This window comes from Streptomyces sp. NPDC029159 (assembly GCF_055564055.1).
Genome location: NZ_JBVHWT010000002.1, coordinates 1 through 20203, shown reverse-complemented (window position 1 = coordinate 20203; position 20203 = coordinate 1). Strand labels below are relative to the sequence as shown.

The following is a 20203-nucleotide window of genomic DNA, read 5'->3' as shown; positions in this document are numbered from 1 at the left end:
CGTACGCCCCCACCGCGGCATCATGGAGCCATGCCCGAAGGTGACACGGTCTGGCGGCTCGCCCGGCAGTTGCACGAGGCGCTGGCCGGGGAGGTGCTGGTCCGGTGCGAGCTGCGCGTGCCGCGGCTGGCAACGGCCGATCTGTCGGGCCGGACGGTCCGGGAGGTGGTGTCGCGCGGTAAGCATCTGCTCCTCCGCGTCGAGGGCGGTCTGACCCTCCACTCGCATCTGCGGATGGACGGTTCCTGGCGGATCCACGCGCCCGGGGAGCGATGGCGCGGCGGCCCCGCGCACCAGGTCCGGGCGGTGCTCGGCACGGCGCACCGCACCGCCGTCGGCTTCCGGCTGCCGGTGCTGGAGCTGGTGCGGACCGCCGACGAGAACCGCGTCGTGGGACACCTGGGCCCCGACCCGCTGGGCCCGGACTGGGACCCCGAGGAGGCGCTGCGCCGTCTGCTCACCGCCCCGGACCGCCCGCTCGGCGAAGCCCTGCTCGACCAGCGGCTTCTCGCCGGGCTCGGCAACGTCTACAAGTGCGAGCTGTGCTTCCTCCTCGGCGCCTCCCCCTGGCTGCCGATCGGGCGGCTCCCCGACCCCGCCCGCGCACCGGCCCTCGCCCGGAGACTCCTGGACGCCAACAAGGACCGCCCCGCCCGCCGCACCGTTCCCGGCGCCCGTCCCGACCGCCGCCTCTGGGTCTACGACCGGGCGGACCGCCCCTGCCTCCGCTGCGGCACCCCGGTACGTCACACCGCACCGGGCCCCACGCCCGACGCACGCGTCACCTACTGGTGCCCCACCTGCCAGCCGGACCCGCCCCCGAACCCTGACGGATGACGGCCCCACCCTCGCCCCACCCGTCCCACCTGGCCCGCCCGAACGCCCGCGCCCCGCCTCGCCCCGTCGCCCGGCCCCACCACGCCCGCCAACCCGAACGCTCCGCGCCAAGCCCCGCCCGGTCCCGCCTTCCCCTCCCCGCCCGAAGCCGGGCTCCCGCACCGCCCCCGCTCACCCCACCGCTCCGGCCCTCAGCCCCGCTCCTCCCGGAACACCCCCCGCACCACGTCCTCCCCCACGGCCCGCCACCCGCCGGGCGGCAGGATCCCCGGCCCCCGTCCGCCGCGGGTCCGGCGCCGTCCCGCCCACGGCACGCAGTGCACCGGCAGCAGACTCAGCCCCCAGCCGCCCGCGGCCACCGCCGATTCGACCGGCCCCGCGCTTGCGGGCCACCACACCAGCCGGGCCACCGCCCACCACCACACCGCCCCGGCCAGCACCGCGACCGCGACCCGCACCTTGGAGACCGCCCGCGGACCCGGCCGACCGGCCCTCCGGCCGGCCGATGCAAGCCTGGCTGCTCCGTATCCGCTCATCGTCGCCTCCTCCGGCCGGGCCGCCGTCCGGGCTCCGCCGGTGCCCCGTACGACGCTAGTGGCGCCCGGTGACGGTGTGGCAGGGCGCATCGGCGCTCCCCCGGCGCATGCGTGCGCCGCCCCCGCCCACCGCCCGGTGCCCCGCGCACGCCCCCGTAGGGCCGCACCGACGGCGCGACGCCCTCGTACGGCCACGCCGACGGCGCGGCCGTGCGGGGCGGGCGTCCGGCGGCCGTCAGTGGGCCTCGGCCTGGAACATCCAGTGGTGTTTCTCCAGGTCGCCGGTGAGGCCGATCAGCAGGTCCTGGGTGACGGGGTCGGGCGTCCCGGTCGCGTCGATCCGCTCCCGCATCCGCCCGATGACCACGCCCAACGCGGTGACCAGCGCCTCGACCCCGGCCTCGACCTTGATCCAGCCGTCCGCGATCTCCGCGATACCGGTGGTCTTCGCGACCGTCCCCGCCCGGCCGTCCGGCGACACCCCCACCGCGGACGCCCGCTCGGCGACCTCGTCCGCATGCAGCCGCGCCGAGGCGACCACCTCGTCGAGCTGGAGATGGACGGAGCGGAACCGCGGGCCGACGACGTTCCAGTGCACCTGCTTGGCGATGAGGGAGAGATCCACCAGGTCGACCAGGGCGCCCTGCAGGGCCTTCCCCACGACGGCGCGGTCGGCGTCGGACAGCGTGCTCGTGACCACAGACATCCAGCTCCTCCTCCAGGGGACGAACGCCCCGGCACCAGAGGCCCGAAACGCTCGGGAATGTACGAGTTTGACCATCGTACAGATGATCGGCCGACGGTGAGCGGTCGAGCGGCTGCGCGGGGCACCGGGCCCGTTCGGCCCAAGGATCCGTGCGTATGCCACCGGTCCCGCCCGGGCCCGAACGCCATGGAGCCCCGCCCGGTGATCACCGGGCGGGGCTCCATGGACGGTCTGTGCAGTGCGTCAGGCGGCGACGCCGGCCACCACATCGGCCGGTGACTTGATCGTCACGCGGTCCTCCGCCACACCCGTCAGGGAGGCGACGGACACGGCGTTGAACGTGGGCCGCACCGGTGCGGGCACCGGGTCGGTCGCGGCCGCGGACTGTGCCAGTTCGGCGAGCGCCAGCTCGTCGCTGACCTCACGCATCAGCTCGGACATGCGCACATCCAGCGCGTCACAGATCGACGAGAGCAGTTCGGACGACGCTTCCTTCTGTCCTCGTTCGACCTCGGACAAATAGCCGAGCGACACCCGGGCGGAGGAAGAGACCTCGCGCAGGGTGCGGCCTTGGCGCTGACGCTGTCGGCGCAGCACGTCACCCAGCAGGCGACGAAGCAGAATCATCGCTGGCTCCCTCCTCGGACCTCGGATCCGGATCCTTCTCGCCCCACCGTACCGCCTTGGGCCGTGGGCGTGCCGGGCGCGAGTACGTGTTCACTCAGGGCTGCAAACATCCCTTCCCCCCGTGTTGTTCCGTATCCTGTGCCCCCGTATTTTCTGCCAGTTCGCCGAGCAGCAGCCTGATCACGGCCGCGACGCTGCCCGCGCGGATCCCCTCGCGGTCGCCCTCCAGGGCCAGCCGCCGCACCGCGGTCGCCCGACCGGGGCCGCAGACCGCGATGTAAACGGTGCCCACCGGCTGCCCGTCCTGCGGGTCGGGACCGGCCACCCCGGTGGTGGCGACGCCCCAGTCGGCGTCCAGCAGCCGCCGCACCCCGCAGGCCATCTGCCGCGCGACCTCGCCGTCCACCGCGCCCCGCGCGGCGAGCAGCTCGCCGTCGACGCCCAGGACGGAACGCTTGACATCGGTGGCGTACGCGGTCACCGCGCCGCGCACCACCCGCGAGGCCCCGGGCACGGCGGTCAGCCCAGCGGCGACCAGGCCGCCGGTGAGCGACTCGGCCACCGCGAGGGTCTCACCCCGCGCGGCGAGCAGCCCCAGCGCCCGCGCCGCCGACCCGGTCACCGTACGGCGTCCTGCTCGGCGCGCTCACGGGCGAGACCGGCCCGGCGCAGCGCGACGGCCTGACGTACGTAGTCGAGGCCGGTCACGACGGTCAGTGCCACGGCGAGAGCCATCACCCACCAGCGGAACGTGGCCAGCGGACCGGTGAGCACCAGGACGTACATCCCGACCGCGGTGCCCTGTGCCAATGTCTTGATCTTGCCGCCACGACTGGCCGGAATCACGCCGTGCTTGATCACCCAGAACCGCAGCAGCGTGACACCGAGCTCCCGGAAGAGGATCACGCCCGTCACCCACCACGGCAGATCGCCCAGCAGCGACAGACAGATCAGCGCCGCGCCCATGATCGCCTTGTCGGCGATCGGGTCGGCGATCTTCCCGAAGTCGGTGACGAGGTTGTACGACCGGGCCAGATGACCGTCGAAGACGTCGGTGATCATGGCGACGGCGAAGGCGGCCCAGGCGAACGAGCGCCACGCCGGGTCCCGGCCGTCGCCGTGCATCAGCAGCAGCACGAAGGCCGGCACCAGGACCAGCCGCAGCATCGTCAGGACGTTGGCGATGTTCCACAGCCCGGCCTGCCGGACCGCCGCCGGGCGCGGCCCGCCGGTGGCGGAAGCCGGCAGCGGCGTCATCTGCTCGCCCCCTCGGAGGTGCACACCTCGGCGATCAGGTCCACGCCCTCGCTCGCGACGACCTTCGCCTCGACCATCCGGCCGGGCGTCAGGCCGTCCGCGCCCCGCAGCAGCGTGACGCCGTCGGTCTCGGGCGCCTGGTGGGCACCCCGGCCCACCACGCCCTCCTCGTCGTCGATCCGGTCGACCAGCACCCGGACGGTGTCGCCGATGCGCTCCTCGGCGCGCTGTGCGGTCAGCTCCTCGGCCAGCCGCGACACCCGCGCCAGCCGCTCGGCGACGACGTCCGGATCGATCTTGTCCGCGTACGAGGCGGCCTCGGTGCCGTCCTCGTCGGAGTAGCCGAAGACGCCGATCGCGTCGAGCCGGGCACCGGTGAGGAAACGCTCCAGCTCGGCGACGTCGTCCTCGCTCTCGCCGGGGAAGCCGACGATGAAGTTGGAGCGGGCACCGGCCTCGGGCGCCTTGGCGCGGATCTGCTCCAGCAGCTCCAGGAAGCGGTCGGTGTCACCGAAGCGCCGCATCCGGCGCAGCACCCCGGGTGCCGCGTGCTGGAAGGAGAGGTCGAAGTAGGGGGCCACCTTGTCGGTGGAGGTGAGGACGTCGATCAGCCCGGGCCGCATCTCGGCGGGCTGGAGGTAGCTGACCCGGATCCGCTCGATGCCGTCGACGGCGGCCAGCTCCGGCAGCAGCGTCTCCAGCAGGCGGATGTCGCCGAGGTCCTTGCCGTAGGAGGTGTTGTTCTCGGAGACCAGCATGATCTCCGAGACGCCCTGCTCCGCCAGCCAGCGGGTCTCGCCGAGGACGTCCGAGGGGCGCCGCGAGATGAACGAGCCGCGGAACGAGGGGATGGCGCAGAACGAGCAGCGCCGGTCGCACCCGGAGGCGAGCTTGACCGACGCCACCGGACTGCTGCCGAGTCTGCGGCGCAGCGGTGCCCGCGGCCCGGAGGCCGGCGCGACGCCCTCGGGCAGGTCCTCGGGCGGGGTGTCCTGCGCGTGGCCGGGCAGCGCGACCGCGTCGGCGCTCTGCCGCTCGGCGGGGCTGATCGGCAGCAGCGCCCGGCGGTCGCGCGGTGCGTGCGCCTCGACGTTGCCGCCGCTGAGGATGGTCTGGAGGCGGTCGGAGATGTCGGTGTAGTCGTCGAAGCCGAGCACACCGTCGGCCTCGGGCAACGCCGAGGCCAGCTCCTTGCCGTAGCGCTCGGCCATGCAGCCGACGGCGACGACGGCCTGGGTGCGGCCGTGATCCTTCAGATCGTTGGCTTCCAGCAGGGCGTCGACGGAGTCCTTCTTGGCGGCTTCGACGAAGCCGCAGGTGTTGACGACGGCGACATCGGCATCGGCGGCGTCCTCGACGAGGTCCCAGCCGTCCGCTGCCAGGCGGCCTGCGAGCTCCTCCGAGTCCACCTCGTTACGGGCGCAGCCAAGAGTGACAAGGGCGACGGTACGGCGTTCGGGCATGGGGCTCAGCCTACTTCGTCCCGGACGTACCCCTCGCGTGCAGGTCCGCCGCCGTGCGCTTTCCGGTGTCCGGAAGCGCACGGCGGCGGAGGATGCCCGGCCTGCTCAGCCGGCCTGCGGGTCGCCCGGGGTGTAACTCAGCCGCTCCACGGAGCCCTGGTCACCGACCTCCTTGACCTCCTTGCCGTTGACGTACAGCTGCACGGCTCCGGCGTTGCCGAGGACGAGGTCGATGCGTTCCTTGTCGGTGAACGTCTTGGACTCGCCCTCCCGCAGCAGGCCGTCCTCCAGCAGCTTGCCGTTGGCGTCCTTCGCGGAGATCCAGCTCTGGCCGCCGCGGCCGATGACCTTGATCGTCACCTTGTCCTTCGGCAGCCCGGCGATGGCGCTGTCGGAGGGCTCCGGGTCGGGCCGGGGGTGCTTGGCGGGGGTGGTGCGGGGCTGCGGGGTGGGCTTCGTCTCGGGGTTGGTGTCGCCCCCGGCGACGGAGATGCCGCCGCCCTGTCCGCCGTCGCTGAACAGCGTGAAGCCGACGAAACCGACCACCGCGACGATCGCGGCGACCATCGCGGCCGTCCAGTTGGGGCGACGCCGCTCGGGCCGGATCCGCTCGGCCTCGAAGAGCGGCGCGGCGGGCGTCGGCTCGGGCCGGCCACCGTGCTCGGCGTCGAACTGCTCGATCAGCGGACCGGGATCGAGATGGACGGCGCGGGCGAGCGTACGCAGGTGGCCCCGGGCGTAGACGTCGCCGCCGCAGCGGGAGAAATCGTCCTGCTCGATCGCATGGACAAGGGGGATACGCACCCGTGTCGACGCGCTGACCTCTTCGACGGTCAGCCGCGCCGCGATACGGGCCTGCTGGATGGCTCGACCGACGGAAGGCCGGTCGTCAGTTGGGGAGTTGCCGATGGACACGGGGGCGCCTTTCGAGCGTGTAGCCACCTGCTGGACGTTCAGTCTAGGGGTGGACCGAAAGGGACGGGCAAGCGGGCGGACGGAGTCCGTACGCCATCGGTACGCCGGTGGCGACGCCTCCGGCTCCGCTGGTGAAGCATCGTTCCCTCACCTCCCTCAACTTGACGTATCGGCAGGAGAAACGGTTGCTTTGGCGCCCGCACGCATGACTCGTACGGGTGAATGCCCGGGTTTTTTCTACCCGGAAGCCTCCCCCCGGATAACTCCGAGCACTCCGTCCAGCTCGTCCGGCTTCACCAGGACGTCGCGGGCCTTGGAGCCCTCGCTCGGCCCGACGATGTTCCGCGACTCCATCAGGTCCATCAGCCGGCCCGCCTTGGCGAAGCCCACCCGCAGCTTGCGCTGGAGCATGGAGGTGGAGCCGAACTGCGTCGAGACCACCAGCTCCGCGGCCTGGCACAGCAGGTCGAGGTCGTCGCCGATGTCCTCGTCGATCTCCTTCTTCTGCTTGCCGCCGACCGTCACGTCGTCGCGGAAGACCGGCGCCATCTGATCCTTGCAGTGCTGCACCACCGCGGCCACTTCGGCCTCGGTGACGAACGCGCCCTGCATCCGGACCGGTTTGTTGGCGCCCATCGGCAGGAAGAGGCCGTCGCCCTTGCCGATCAGCTTCTCGGCGCCCGGCTGATCGAGGATGACCCGGCTGTCGGCGAGCGAGGACGTGGCGAAGGCGAGCCGGGAGGGGACGTTCGCCTTGATCAGACCCGTGACGACGTCGACCGACGGCCGCTGGGTGGCGAGCACCAGGTGGATACCGGCCGCCCGCGCCAGCTGCGTGATCCGGACGATCGCATCCTCGACGTCCCGCGGCGCCACCATCATCAGGTCCGCCAGCTCGTCCACGATGACCAGCAGATACGGATACGGCGCCAGCTCGCGCTCGCTGCCCTCGGGCGGCTTGACCTTGCCGGCCCGGACCGCCTCGTTGAAGTCGTCGATGTGGCGGTAGCCGTACGCCGCGAGGTCGTCGTAGCGCAGATCCATCTCGCGCACGACCCACTGCAGCGCCTCGGCCGCCCGCTTCGGGTTGGTGATGATCGGCGTGATCAGGTGCGGGATGCCCTCGTACGCGGTCAGCTCTACGCGCTTGGGGTCGACCAGCACCATCCGCACGTCCTCCGGGGTGGCCCGGACCATCACCGAGGTGATCAGACAGTTGATGCAGGAGGACTTACCGGAACCGGTGGCACCGGCGACGAGGATGTGCGGCATCTTCGCCATGTTGGCCATGACGTAGCCGCCCTCGACGTCCTTGCCGAGCGCCACCAGCATCGGATGCTCGTCGCCCGCCGCGTCGGCCAGCCGCAGCACATCGCCGAGGTTGACCATCTCGCGGTCGGTGTTGGGGATCTCGATGCCGACCGCGGACTTGCCGGGGATCGGGCTGATGATCCGCACATCCGGGCTGGCCACCGCGTACGCGATGTTCTTCGCCAGCGCGGTGATCTTCTCGACCTTGACCGCCGGGCCCAGCTCGACCTCGTACCGGGTGACCGTCGGCCCGCGGGTGAAGCCGGTGACCGCCGCGTCGACCTTGAACTCCTGGAAGACGTTGGTCAGCGCGGCCACTATCGCGTCGTTGGCGGCGCTGCGGGTCTTGCCCGGACCGCCCCGGGCGAGCAGGTCCAGCGAGGGCAGCGAGTAGGTGATGTCGCCCGCCAGCTGCAGCTGCTCCGCGCGGGCGGGCAGCGCACCGTCCGGCTCCTTCGGCGTCTTGGTGAAGTCCGGCACCGACGACGGTTCGTCCGCCGGCGGCTGCGCGGCGCGGGCGGAGGGCACCGCGCCGGACGGGGCGCTCCCCTCGCCGCCGCCCCGGCGCTCGCCGGAGATGCTGCTGCTGAGACCGGCGACGATCGGGGAGGGCTGGACGCCGTGCAGCACCGCGCCGTCCAGCGCCGCCGCGGCCTCCGCCGCGACGTCCACCGCGTCCTTGGGCCGCGCCACGGCGGGCGCCGCCGGCTCCTTGCGGGAGCGGCGCCGCCCGGCCAGCGCCTCCGCCTCCAGCGCGTCCGGGTCGCCCGCCTCCGCGGCGGTGGACCGGCGCGAGCGGCGCGCCGGGCGCTCCTCCCACTCCTCCTCGTCGTCGGCCCAGTCCACCCACTCCGCCTCCGGCCCGGTCTCCAGCACCCCGAGCCGGGCGCCGAGCGCGCGCAGCCGCTGCGGGATGGCGTTGACCGGGGTGGCCGTGACGACCAGCAGGCCGAACACCGTCAGCAGCACCAGCAGCGCCACCGCCAGCATCTGCCCGAGGGTGAAGATCAGGGGCTTGGAGACCGCCCAGCCGACATAGCCGCCCGCGTCCCGCACGCCCGCGGTGTCGTCCCGCCCCGGCGACCCGCAGGCGATCGCGACCTGTCCCAGGACGCCGATGACCAGCGCGGAGAGCCCGATCACGATCCGGCCGTTGGCCTCGGGCTGCTCGGGGTGGCGGATCAGCCGGATGGAGATCCCGGCCAGCAGGATCGGCACGACCAGGTCGAGCCGCCCGAACGCGCCGGTCACCAGCAGCTCGACGAGATCGCCGACCGGACCGCTGAGGTTGGACCAGGTACCGGCCGCGACGACCAGGGCGATGCCGAGCAGCAGCAGCCCGAGGCCGTCCTTGCGGTGTGCCGGGTCGAGGTTCTTCGCGCCGCGGCCCATACCGCGGAAGACCACCCCGCACGCCCGGCCGCAGCCCCGCAGCAGACGGACGATGCCACCGGTCGGGGACGGTGCGGGTTTCGGCGGCGCCTTCTTCGCCGGGGCCCGCTTGGCGGGTGCCTTGCGGGGCGGCGCCTTCGCGGCGGTCTTCTTCGCCGGCGGCTTGCGCGCCGCCGTCTTCTTCGCGGCGGTCTTCTTGGCGGCGCCCTCGGACGCTCCGGCGCGCTGCTTCGAGGGGCCCGCCGTGCGTGGGGTTCCCTTGCCGGACGTACGTGAGGCCATGGTGACGAGATTACAGGCGCCGCCGGAGCAGACACGAGCGCACGGCGCTTCACCCGAACGTGTCGTACCGGAATGTCAGGGTGGGTGTCCCCCGCGGTACGTGAGCCGTCGTCAGCCGAACGGCGGCGGCGTGGCGGTCATCCCGCGGAGCCGCCCGCGCCCGGCTCCAGCGCATCCAGCGCCCGCCGCAGCCCGGTCAGCTTCCGCTCCAGATGGGCGGCGGTCGCCACCGCCGCCGCGTCCGCCGACTCGTCCAGCTGCTTGGACAGCGCCTCCGCCTGCTCCTCGACCGCCGCGAGCCGCGCCGACAGCTCCGCGAGCAGCCCGGCCGACTCCTTCGCCTCGTCGACCCGGCCGCCCTCCAGCTGGAGGCGCAACAGCGACGCCTGCTCCCGCAGTTGGCAGTTCTTCATGTACAGCTCGACGAAGACCGAGACCTTCGCGCGCAGCACCCACGGGTCGAACGGCTTGGAGATGTAGTCCACCGCACCGGCGGCATAGCCCCGGAAGGTGTGGTGCGGACCGTGGTTGATCGCGGTCAGGAAGATGATCGGGATGTCACGGGTGCGCTCGCGGCGCTTGATGTGCGCCGCGGTCTCGAAACCGTCCATCCCCGGCATCTGCACATCGAGCAGGATCACCGCGAAATCATCCGTGAGCAGCGCCTTGAGCGCTTCCTCCCCGGACGATGCCCGCACCAGCGTCTGATCGAGCGCGGAGAGGATCGCCTCCAGCGCCAGCAGATTCTCCGGCCGGTCATCGACCAGGAGGATCTTGGCCTTCTGCACCATGGCCCGACCTCCTCGCCCCGGCATGGGGCCTCCCCTGTCCGAAGGACTTGGGGAAGAACCGGACGCCGCCCCAAGGGGCGACTCCGTCATGCCGCCCGTCCTTGTGCCGGTCATCGTAGCTGCACCCCGCTCGTCGCCACACCCTGTCACCGCGATGTCACCGTGTACGTAGCGGAAACGCCGGAGGGGGCCGGAAGGTTCCCCCGCCGTGCGTCGCGCCACGCCCGCGGCCACCGTGCCTCAGCACCCGGTGATCCTCTTCCGCTTCCATACTGGACGCTCCGTCACCTCGCGCGCATCCATTGCTCCATGACCGACAACAGATGGTCGGTGTCGACGGGCTTGGTGACGTAGTCCGAGGCGCCGGACTCGATGCTCTTCTCCCGGTCGCCCTTCATCGCCTTGGCGGTCAGCGCGATGATCGGCAACCCCGCGAACTGCGGCATCCTCCGAATCGCCGCCGTCGTGGCGTAGCCGTCCATCTCCGGCATCATGATGTCCATCAGTACCAGGACGACGTCGTCGTGCTGCTCCAGGACCTCGATGCCCTCCCGGCCGTTCTCCGCGTAGAGCACCGACAGACCGTGCTGCTCCAGGACGCTGGTCAGCGCGAAGACGTTCCGGATGTCGTCGTCGACGATGAGCACCTTCTCACCGTGGAAGCCGCCGCTCGCGGCCGGCTCCACCAGATCCTGGCCGTTGCCGAGCCAGTGCTCCTCCGGCTGCCGTACCGGCGGCTCGGGCGCGGCGCTCTCGGGCCGCTGCGGGGCGGGCAGCGCCGGTCGGCGTGCGCCGCCGGTCAGCCCGCGCCGGCGCCGGCGGCTCAGCGCGCCCACCGACGCCTGCTCCTCGGCCACCCGCGCCGCCTCCTCGGCCGCCTGCCGCCCGACCTCCGTCTCGCGCGCCTCGGCGTCCATCGCCAGGCCCCCGGCCACCAGCGCCGGGTAGCCCTGCGGCGGCAGCCCGCCCGGGTTCTGCGGCAGGTACAGCGTGAACGTCGAGCCGCGGCCCGGTTCGCTCGCGGCGTGGATCTCGCCGCCCAGCAGCCGCGCGATCTCCCGGCTGATCGACAGGCCCAGGCCCGTACCGCCGTACTTCCGGCTGGTCGTGCCGTCCGCCTGCTTGAACGCCTCGAAGATCACCCGCATCTTGCTGGACGCGATGCCGATACCGGTGTCGGTCACCGAGAAGGCGATCATCTCGGCGTCCGGGTCACGCAGCGAACCGTGTTCGAGGAGCTGCTCGCGGATGGCCACCGGGACGTCCGACCCGGCCGGCCGGATGACCAGTTCGACGTTGCCGCTGTCGGTGAACTTCACCGCGTTCGACAGCAGATTGCGCAGCACCTGCAGCAGCCGCTGCTCGTCGGTGTGCAGGGTGGCGGGCAGATCCGGCGAGACCCGGACGGCGAACTCCAGGCCCTTCTCCGCGGTCAGCGGCCGGAACGTCGCCTCGACGTAGTCGACGAGCTGGACCAGCGCGATCCGCGTCGGCGAGACGTCCATCTTGCCCGCCTCGACCTTCGACAGGTCGAGGATGTCGTTGATCAGCTGGAGCAGATCGCTGCCCGCCCCGTGGATCGTCTCGGCGAACTCCACCTGCTTCGGGGAGAGGTTCCCCTCGGCGTTGTCGGCCAGCAACTTGGCGAGAATCAGCAGGGAGTTGAGCGGCGTCCGCAGCTCGTGCGACATGTTCGCCAGGAACTCCGACTTGTAGCGCATCGAGACCGCGAGCTGCTCGGCGCGCTCCTCCAGAACCTGCCGCGCCTCCTCGATCTCGGTGTTCTTCACCTCGATGTCGCGGTTCTGCGCCCGCAGCTGCTCGGCCTTCTCCTCCAGCTCGGAGTTGGACAGCTCCAGCGCCCGCTGCCGGCTCTCCAGCTCGGCGGAACGCTCCTTCAGCTGCTCGGTCAGCTCCTGCGACTGCTGGAGCAGCACCTCCGTCTTGGTGTTGACCGAGATGGTGTTGACACTTGTCGCGATCATCTCGGCGATCTGGCTGAGGAAGTCCTTCTGGATCTGGGTGAACGGCTGGAACGACGCCAGCTCGATCACGCCCAGCACCTTGTCCTCGAAGAGCACCGGCAGCACGATCACGTTCGCCGGGGGCGCCTCCCCGAGACCGGATGCGATCTTCAGATAGCCGGAGGGCACGTTCTCCACCAGGATCGTGCGGCCCTCCTCGGCAGCCGTCCCGATCAGTGTCTCGCCCGGCTTGAACGTCGTCGGCATCGTCCCCATCGCGTAGCCGTACGACCCCATCAGCCGCAGCTCGTACGCGCCGCGCTCACCGCCGTCGGCGCCCAGCTCCTGGCCGTCGGGCCGGGCGGCGAGGAAGAACGCGCCGTGCTGGGCGGAGACCGCGGGCGACAGCTCGCTCATGATGAGCGTGGCGACGTCCTTGAGGTCCCGCCTGCCCTGCATCAGACCGGAGATCCGGGCGAGGTTGCCCTTGAGCCAGTCCTGCTCCTCGTTGGCGAGCGTGGTCTCGCGGAGCGTGGAGATCATGGTGTTGACGTTGTCCTGGAGCTCCAGGATCTCGCCCGCCGCGTCGACGTCGATACGGACGTTGTGGTCGCCGAGGGTGACCGCCGCGGCGACCGCGGCGATGGCCCGCACCTGACGGGTGAGATTGCCCGCCATCTCGTTCACCGACTCGGTCAGGTCCTTCCAGGTGCCGGCCACGCCCCGCACCTGCGCCTGACCGCCCAGCTGACCTTCCGTACCCACCTCCCGGGCCACCCTGGTGACCTGCTCGGCGAAGGACGACAGCTGGTCGACCATGGTGTTGATGGTGGTCTTCAGCGCGAGGATCTCGCCGCGCGCATCGATGTCGATCTTCTTGGTCAGATCGCCCTTGGCGATGGCGGTGGTGACCATCGCGATGTTGCGGACCTGGCCGGTGAGGTTGTTGGCCATGGAGTTCACCGACTCCGTGAGGTCCTTCCACGTCCCCGCGACACCGGGCACCCGCGCCTGGCCGCCCAGGATGCCGTCGGTGCCCACCTCACGCGCCACCCGCGTCACCTCGTCGGCGAACGACGAGAGGGTGGTGACCATGGTGTTGACGGTGTCGGCGAGCTGCGCGACCTCACCGCGCGCCTCGACCGTGACCTTCTTCGTCAGATCACCGTTGGCGACCGCCGCCGCGACCTGCGAGATGTTCCGCACCTGGATCGTCAGGTTGTTGGCCATCAGGTTGACGTTGTCGGTGAGGTCCAGCCAGATGCCGGTGGCGCCCGGCACCCGCGCCTGCCCGCCGAGCTGCCCCTCGGTACCCACCTCACGGGCGACCCGCGTGACCTGCTCCGCGAAGGACGAGAGCTGATCGACCATCGTGTTGACGGTGGTGACCAGTTCGAGGATCTCGCCCTTGGCGTCGACGGTGATCTTCTTCGACAGATCGCCGTCGGCCACCGCCGTCGTCACCTCGGCGATGTTGCGCACCTGCGAGGTCAGGTTGTTCGCCATGCCGTTGACGGACTGGGTGAGGTCCTTCCACGTACCGCTGACGCCCTGCACCTCGGCCTGGCCGCCGAGGATGCCCTCGGTGCCGACCTCCCGGGCCACCCGGGTCACCTGGTCCGCGAACGACGACAGCTGGTCCACCATCGTGTTCAGCGTGTTCTTCAGTTCCAGGATCTCGCCCCGGGCATCCGCGTCGATCTTCTGCGACAGGTCACCGCGGGCGACCGCCGTCGCGACCTGCGCGATGTTGCGGACCTGCGCGGTGAGGTTCCCGGCCATGCCGTTCACCGAGTCCGTCAGATCCCGCCACACCCCGGCGACGCCCGGCACCTGCGCCTGACCGCCCAGCCGACCGTCGGTACCGACCTCCCGGGCGACACGGGTGACCTGCTCGGCGAAGGCGGAGAGCTGGTCGACCATCGTGTTGATGGTGTTCTTCAGCTCCAGGATCTCGCCGCGCGCGTCCACATCGATCTTCTGCGACAGGTCGCCGCGCGCCACCGCCGTCGTCACCTGCGCGATCTGCCGCACCTGCGAGGTGAGGTTCCCCGCCATGAAGTTGACGGAGTCGGTCAGCTCCTTCCAGGTGCCGCTGACGCCGTCCACCCGCGCCTGACCGCCGAGACGGCCCTCCGTCCCCACGTCCCGGGCCATCCGCGTGACCTGGTCGGCGAAGGACGACAACTGATCCACCATGGTGTTCACGGTGTTCTTCAGCTGGAGCATCTCGCCGGAGACGTCGACGGTCACCTTCTGCGAGAGGTCGCCGTTGGCGACGGCGGTCGTCACCTGCGCGATGTTGCGGACCTGTCCCGTCAGGTTGCGGAACGCGGTGTTCACCGAGTCGGTGAGGTCCTTCCAGGTGCCCGCCGCGCCCGGCACCGCCGCCTGACCGCCCAGCTCACCCTCGACGCCGATCTCCCGCGCCACCCGCGTGACTTCCGCACCGAACGCGGAGAGCTGCCCCACCATCGTGTTGACGGTGTTCTTCAACTCCAGCATCTCACCGGCGACATCGACCGTGACCGTCTGCGACAGGTCACCGTTGGCCACCGCCGTCGTCACCTGAGCGATGTCCCGCACCTGCGCGGTGAGGTTGCGGAACGCCGTGTTGACCGAGTCCGTCAGGTCCTTCCAGGTGCCGGCGGCGCCCGGCACCTGCGCCTGCCCGCCGAGCTGTCCCTCGGCCCCGACCTCGTTCGCCACCCGCGTCACTTCGTCCGCGAAGGTCCGCAGCGTCTCCGTCATGGTGTTCATCGTGTCGGCGAGCTGCGCCACCTCACCGCGCGCACTGACCGTGACCCGCTGCGACAGATCGCCGTTGGCGACCGCCGTGGTGACCTGCGCGATCCCCCGCACCTGCGCCGTGAGGTTGCCCGCCATCAGGTTGACGGAGTCGGTGAGGTCCTTCCACACCCCGGCGACACCGGGCACCTGGGCCTGACCGCCCAGCTCCCCCTCGGTGCCGACCTCGCGGGCGACGCGCGTCACCTCGGAGGCGAACGACGAGAGCTGGTCCACCATCGTGTTGACGGTGTTCTTCAGCTCCAGCATCTCGCCCTCGACGTGGACGGTGACCTTCCGCGAGAGGTCACCCTTGGCCACCGCCGTGGTGACGAGAGCAATGTCACGCACCTGCGCGGTCAGCCGCGCCGCCATCGTGTTGACGGACTCGGTGAGGTCCTTCCAGGAGCCCGACATCCCGCGCACCCGCGCCTGACCGCCGAGCTTGCCCTCCGTACCGACCTCACTGGCCACCCGCGTGACCTCGTCGGTGAACGCCGACAACTGGTCGACCAGACCGTTGACCGTCCGCCCGACCTTCAGGAACTCCCCGCGCAGCGGATGCTCCGAGGAGCTGTCCGAACTGCGCGAGCGCAGATCCATCCGCTGCTCCAGATCGCCCTCGGACACCGCCGACAGCACCCGGCCCACCTCGGAGACGGGCCGTACGAGATCGTCGACGAGCGCGTTGGACGCGTCGATCGCCGCCGCCCAGGACCCCTCGCAGGCGCCGACCTCCAGCCGCTCCGTGAGCTTTCCCTCACGTCCGACGACCCGGCGCACCCGGGCCAGCTCGCCCGTCAGATGCAGATTGCGGTCCGCTGCCTCGTTGAACACCGCCGCGATCTCGGCCATGACCCCGTCGCCGGAGACCGTGAGCCGCTTGCGGAAGTTGCCGTCCCGCATGGCGGCCAGGGCGACCAGCAGCCGGTTCAGCGCCGCCGTGTCCACCTCGGTCGTCCCGCTGTTCCGGGATCGTCCGCCTTTCGCGCGCGTGCCTGCGCCCCGCGCCGCTGCGCCAGACTCCACCGTGTCCCTCCCGAAAGGGTCGACCGTTCCCGGGCTTTCTCCTGATGCCTGCCCAGTGTTTCACCATGGCCCAACCAGGCCATAACAGTTCGGCAGCATCGCATACCGTCCCTGGGCACGATCGGGGCGGAATCACCCGTGACCGGCATCCGCAGCCGCGGCGAAGGTAAGTAACCTGGCACCGGGCTGTCCACCCGCACGGCTTCCCGCCCGAGACGGTGGCACACGCACGACAGGTAATCGGAGGGGCGCCGCAGGTATGGGGGACCAGATCACCGACACACGCATGAGGAGACCAGTGATCACCGCGCGGGCCGCCGCCACCTTCGAGCCGGTCGGGCGCTCGGTCGCCCAGGCCCGTGCGTTCGTCCGCGACACCCTCCAGGGCTGGGGATACGGCGACATCGTCGACGACGCCGTCGTCCTTACCAGTGAACTGGTCACCAACGCCGTCGTGCACGCCGGCACCGCCGCCGACGTCCTGTGCCTGCGCGAGGAGAGCGGCGTCCGCATCTCCGTCGCCGACCGCTACCCCGAGCGCGAGATCCCGCTCCAGAACACCGGCCGCGTCCTGGTCCACCCCGACCGCGAGGGCGGCCGCGGACTGCTCCTGTGCGGCGCGCTCGCCGCCCGCTGGGGCGTCGAGTACTCCCCCGACCGCAAATACGTCTGGTTCCGCCTCGACCTGCCCGAGCGCCCGGCGGGCACCCGCGCCGCCGGCCCCGCGCTCCCCGTCGACGCCCTGCCCGTCGCCGACCACCGCGTCCGCGTCGCCGTCGTCCAGATCGACCGCACCGGCTCCATCAGCGCCTGGAACGACGACGCCACCGGCCTCTTCGGCTACGACGCCGAGCAGGTCGTCGGCAAGCCCCTCACCGACATCGCCGCCTGGCCGCACACCCCCGGCACCGGCACCGGCATCGCCGAGGCCCTGCGCCTCTCCCGCTGGGAGGGCTCGTACGGCGTCCGTGGCGCCGACGGCCGCGTCCTGCCCGTCTACGCCTCCCACCTGCGGGTCCGCGACGCCGACGGCGAGGCGTCCACCGTCTGCCTCCTCGTCCGCGACCACGAACGCGCCGTCCTGCAGAGCCCGACCCGCACCCCCGCACCGGACGCCGCCTCGCAGACCTCCCGGGCCGACGGCCGCCCGTCCGACCCGTTCGAGGTCTTCATCGGCTCCCCCGCCCCCGACGACCTCGACGGCCTGCTCCAGCGCACCGTCGAGCGGGCCCGCGACATGCTCGACGGCGACGCCGCCTACCTGCTGCTCGCCACCGACGACGAGACGGAGCTGGAGGTCCGCGCCTCCACCGGCCTGCCCTCCGCCCGCCAGCGCTTCGCCCGCGTCCCCGTCGAGACCGGCTCGGGCCGCTACGGCTCCGCCCGGATGCCGTCCGTCCACGAAGACCTCACCGCCGTCCCCGGCGCCGTCCCCCTTCTCAACGACACGGGCATGCGCTCCGTCGTCACCGTCCCGCTGAAGGTCGAGGGCCGCCTGACCGGCTCGCTCGGCGTCGCCGCGGAGAGCGCCGGCCGCTACACCAACGAAGAGGCGCTGCATCTGCAGTTCGCCGCCGACCGCATCGCCCTCGCCGTCGAACGGGCCCGCCTGACCGAGCTGGAAAAGCTCCGCCGCGGCTCCCTCTCCTTCCTCGTCGAGGCGTCCGACCTGCTCGCCGGCACCCTCGACCGCGACCAGACGCTGGCGCTGATGGCCCAGATGACGGTCCCCACCCTCGCCACCTGGTGCGCCGTCTACACCGTCGCCGACCAGGCGTCCGAGCCCGAGCTGTCCTACGTCCTGCACGAGGACGAGGACCGCATCGACGGCCTCAAGACCCTGCTGCTGAAGGTCGACCCGCCGGAGCCGGTGCCCACCCCGGGCGCCCGGGTGTGGACCGCCCCCACCGACGCCGCACACGACGCCGCGCTGCGCACCTCCCTGCGCAGCCTGGGCCTCGGCGATTCCGCACGGCCCTCCACGGGCCCCGGCGCCTCCCTCGCCACCGCCTCCGCGGTCGGCGGCGAGACCGTCGTCCTGCCGCTGGTGGCCCGCAACCGCGTCATCGGCATGCTCACCCTGGGCAAGCCGACCGAGGAGCACTTCCGCCAGGAGATCCTGGAGCTGGCCGAGGACCTCTCCCGCCGCGCCGCGCTCGCCCTCGACAACGCCCGCCTGTACTCCGAGCGCACCGCCATCAGCCAGTCCCTCCAGCGCAGCCTCCTCCCCCCGGAACTGCCGGACGTCCCCAACGTCGAGGTCGAGGTCATCTACCGCGCCGCCGGTGAGGGCAACGAGGTCGGCGGCGACTTCTACGACCTCTTCCCGATCCGCGACGGCGCGTACGGCTTCGCCATCGGCGACGTCTGCGGCACCGGCCCCGAGGCCGCCGCCGTCACGGGCCTGGCCCGGCACGCCCTGCGCCTCCTGGCCCGCGAGGGCTTCGGCGGCCCCGCCGTCCTGGAGCGCCTCAACGCCGCGATCCTCGACGAGGGCGCCCGCAGCCGTTTCCTGACGCTCCTCTACGGCGAACTGTGGCCGCAGGAGGACGGCAGCGCCCTGCTGAAGGTCGTCTGCGCCGGCCATCCGCTGCCGCTCCGCCTCCGCCAGGACGGCTCGGTCGAACCGGCCGCCGAACCCCAGCCCCTCCTCGGCGTCATGGACGACCTGGAGCTGTACGAACAGACCGTCACCCTCGACCCGGGCGATGTCCTCCTCTGCGTCACCGACGGCGTCACCGAGCGCCGCGAGGGCACCCGCATGCTCGGCGACGACGGCCTCACCGATGTCCTGACGACGTGTACGGGCCTGACGGCGGGCGCGGTCGCCACCCGGGTCCTGCGCGCCGTGGAGCGTTTCGCGGCCGAACCGGCCTCGGACGACATGGCAATCCTCGCGATGCGCGTCCCCGAAATCCCCACCGCACAGCAGTAGAGCGGCCGTCTCTTTCCCGCCCGGTGCCCCGGCGGGAAAGAGACGCTCCTCCTGTCCACCACATGCAAAAAGGCCCCCGCCAAGATGGCGGGGGCCTTTTCTTCTGAGCCCCAATACGGAATCGAACCGTAGACCTTCTCCTTACCATGGAGACGCTCTGCCGACTGAGCTATTGGGGCGAGCCAGCGGAATAGATCATACATGACCTGCGCCGAAGCTCCGAATCGCGCACGGATCACTCCGCGAACCGCCCGTCGCCCCGTCACATCGCGGGCTGCAGCAACCCCCCGAGCGCATTGCAGGCGCCCACCATCCGCTGCAATTCCCGCCGTTCCATTCCCGCCCGCAGCGGCAACGCCAGCGTCTCGTCCACGGCCCGCTCGGTCTGCGGCAGGAAAACGTCCCGCCGCAGCCCCGGCATCCGGTACACGGGCGCCGATACGGGTATCCGGCAGCCGACGCCCTTGGCCCGCAACGCCCTGGCGAACGCATCCCGGTCCGGGCGGCCGTTTCCTGGGACCCGCACCACGTACTGCTCATAGGTGTGCCCCGCGGCGGGCGCCGGCGTCTCCACCCCCTTGAGCCGTCCGTCGAGGTACGCCGCGTGCGCCCGCCGGCGCTCGGCCCCTTCCGACGCCGCCCCCGGCTCGTCCACCACCAGCACCAACAGTCCGTGCCGTCGCCCCAGTTCCCGTATCCAGCCGTCGTCGGCCCGCCGCCCGAAGCGGTGTATCGCGACGACGGCGGCGGTACGGTGCGTCACCACGTCGGACACCGCGGCGGGATCGAGGCAGTAGCTCTCTCCGTCGACGTCGGCGAAGACGGGCAGCGCACCCAACTCCACCACCGCCTCGGCCACTTCGGCGTTGCCGTACGCCGGCACCACGACCTCGTCACCGGCGCGCACCCCGGCCGACTTGAGCGTCTCCACAGTCCCCATGCCGCGGATCCTGACCACGCGAGGTGAACACGGCGTTACGCCCACACGGCCACCTATGACCGAACGCAAAAATGCTCCGGCCCCCGGAAACCATCACTGGTTTCCGGGGGCCGGAGCGTAAAATTTGTTCGGCGGCGTCCTACTCTCCCACAGAGTCCCCTCTGCAGTACCATCGGCGCTGAAAGGCTTAGCTTCCGGGTTCGGAATGTAACCGGGCGTTTCCCTAACGCAATGACCACCGAAACCCTATCGGGTTCTAGCGAACAAGCACACTCTTCAATTAAAAGGTGAAACTTGGTTCAACCAGCGATTGCGACTGTTCGCAACCCGGGAACCACACAGTGGACGCGAGCAACTGAGGACAAGCCCTCGGCCTATTAGTACCAGTCAACTCCACACCTTACGGCGCTTCCATATCTGGCCTATCAACC

At 71.4% G+C, this 20203-nt stretch carries 13 protein-coding genes, 1 tRNA gene and 1 rRNA gene; 2 read left to right on the top strand and 13 right to left on the bottom strand.

Annotation, left to right across the window (positions count from 1 at the left end):
- The first annotated feature begins 30 nt into the window (after positions 1-30).
- Positions 31-837, top strand: coding sequence for an Fpg/Nei family DNA glycosylase (locus ACZ4U4_RS04465; RefSeq protein WP_467868958.1), 807 nt, complete (start codon positions 31-33; stop codon positions 835-837).
- 191 nt (positions 838-1028) lie between these two features.
- On the opposite strand, the gene ACZ4U4_RS04460 is transcribed toward ACZ4U4_RS04465, so the two are convergent.
- The 10 genes from ACZ4U4_RS04460 to ACZ4U4_RS04415 all read right to left on the bottom strand — a co-directional run bounded on the left by ACZ4U4_RS04460 (position 1029) and on the right by ACZ4U4_RS04415 (position 15897).
- Positions 1029-1373, bottom strand: coding sequence for a hypothetical protein (locus ACZ4U4_RS04460; protein ID WP_467868957.1), 345 nt, complete (start codon positions 1371-1373; stop codon positions 1029-1031).
- A 235-nt stretch (positions 1374-1608) separates the two neighbouring features.
- On the bottom strand, positions 1609-2079 hold the full coding sequence (locus ACZ4U4_RS04455) for a Dps family protein (protein ID WP_467868956.1): 471 nt from the start codon (positions 2077-2079) through the stop codon (positions 1609-1611).
- Between the two features lie 243 nt (positions 2080-2322).
- Positions 2323-2706: a helix-turn-helix domain-containing protein gene (locus ACZ4U4_RS04450; protein WP_345086987.1), complete on the bottom strand. Its 384-nt coding sequence runs from the start codon at positions 2704-2706 to the stop codon at positions 2323-2325.
- 94 nt (positions 2707-2800) lie between these two features.
- Entirely contained in the window at positions 2801-3328 is a 528-nt protein-coding gene (locus ACZ4U4_RS04445; RefSeq protein WP_467868955.1) for a CinA family protein, read from the bottom strand.
- Complete coding sequence (pgsA, locus tag ACZ4U4_RS04440) at positions 3325-3963, bottom strand: CDP-diacylglycerol--glycerol-3-phosphate 3-phosphatidyltransferase (RefSeq protein ID WP_467868954.1); 639 nt, start codon at positions 3961-3963, stop codon at positions 3325-3327. The genes ACZ4U4_RS04445 and pgsA overlap by 4 nt, the downstream gene beginning before the upstream one ends.
- On the bottom strand, positions 3960-5426 hold the full coding sequence (rimO, locus tag ACZ4U4_RS04435) for a 30S ribosomal protein S12 methylthiotransferase RimO (protein WP_467868953.1): 1467 nt from the start codon (positions 5424-5426) through the stop codon (positions 3960-3962). The genes pgsA and rimO overlap by 4 nt, the downstream gene beginning before the upstream one ends.
- A 105-nt stretch (positions 5427-5531) precedes the next feature.
- Positions 5532-6341 carry a helix-turn-helix domain-containing protein gene (locus tag ACZ4U4_RS04430; protein ID WP_467868952.1) on the bottom strand — a complete coding sequence of 270 codons (810 nt, stop codon included), beginning with the start codon at positions 6339-6341 and terminating at the stop codon, positions 5532-5534.
- A gap of 237 nt (positions 6342-6578) precedes the next feature.
- On the bottom strand, positions 6579-9326 hold the full coding sequence (locus tag ACZ4U4_RS04425; RefSeq protein WP_467868951.1) for a DNA translocase FtsK: 2748 nt from the start codon (positions 9324-9326) through the stop codon (positions 6579-6581).
- Positions 9327-9463: 137 nt separating this feature from the next.
- Positions 9464-10117 carry a response regulator gene (locus ACZ4U4_RS04420; protein ID WP_030289359.1) on the bottom strand — a complete coding sequence of 218 codons (654 nt, stop codon included), beginning with the start codon at positions 10115-10117 and terminating at the stop codon, positions 9464-9466.
- Between the two features lie 284 nt (positions 10118-10401).
- On the bottom strand, positions 10402-15897 hold the full coding sequence (locus ACZ4U4_RS04415) for a HAMP domain-containing protein (protein ID WP_467868950.1): 5496 nt from the start codon (positions 15895-15897) through the stop codon (positions 10402-10404).
- A gap of 286 nt (positions 15898-16183) precedes the next feature.
- Here ACZ4U4_RS04415 and ACZ4U4_RS04410 point away from each other — a divergent pair, with 286 nt between their 5' ends.
- On the top strand, positions 16184-18832 hold the full coding sequence (locus tag ACZ4U4_RS04410) for a SpoIIE family protein phosphatase (RefSeq protein ID WP_467868949.1): 2649 nt from the start codon (positions 16184-16186) through the stop codon (positions 18830-18832).
- 106 nt (positions 18833-18938) lie between these two features.
- On the opposite strand, the gene ACZ4U4_RS04405 is transcribed toward ACZ4U4_RS04410, so the two are convergent.
- From ACZ4U4_RS04405 to rrf, 3 genes are all read right to left on the bottom strand, one after another.
- A tRNA-Thr gene (locus ACZ4U4_RS04405) sits at positions 18939-19011 on the bottom strand.
- A gap of 83 nt (positions 19012-19094) precedes the next feature.
- Positions 19095-19772: a DegT/DnrJ/EryC1/StrS family aminotransferase gene (locus ACZ4U4_RS04400; RefSeq protein ID WP_467868948.1), complete on the bottom strand. Its 678-nt coding sequence runs from the start codon at positions 19770-19772 to the stop codon at positions 19095-19097.
- A gap of 126 nt (positions 19773-19898) precedes the next feature.
- A 5S ribosomal RNA gene (gene rrf / locus ACZ4U4_RS04395) occupies positions 19899-20015 on the bottom strand.
- Between the last annotated feature and the right edge of the window lie 188 nt (positions 20016-20203).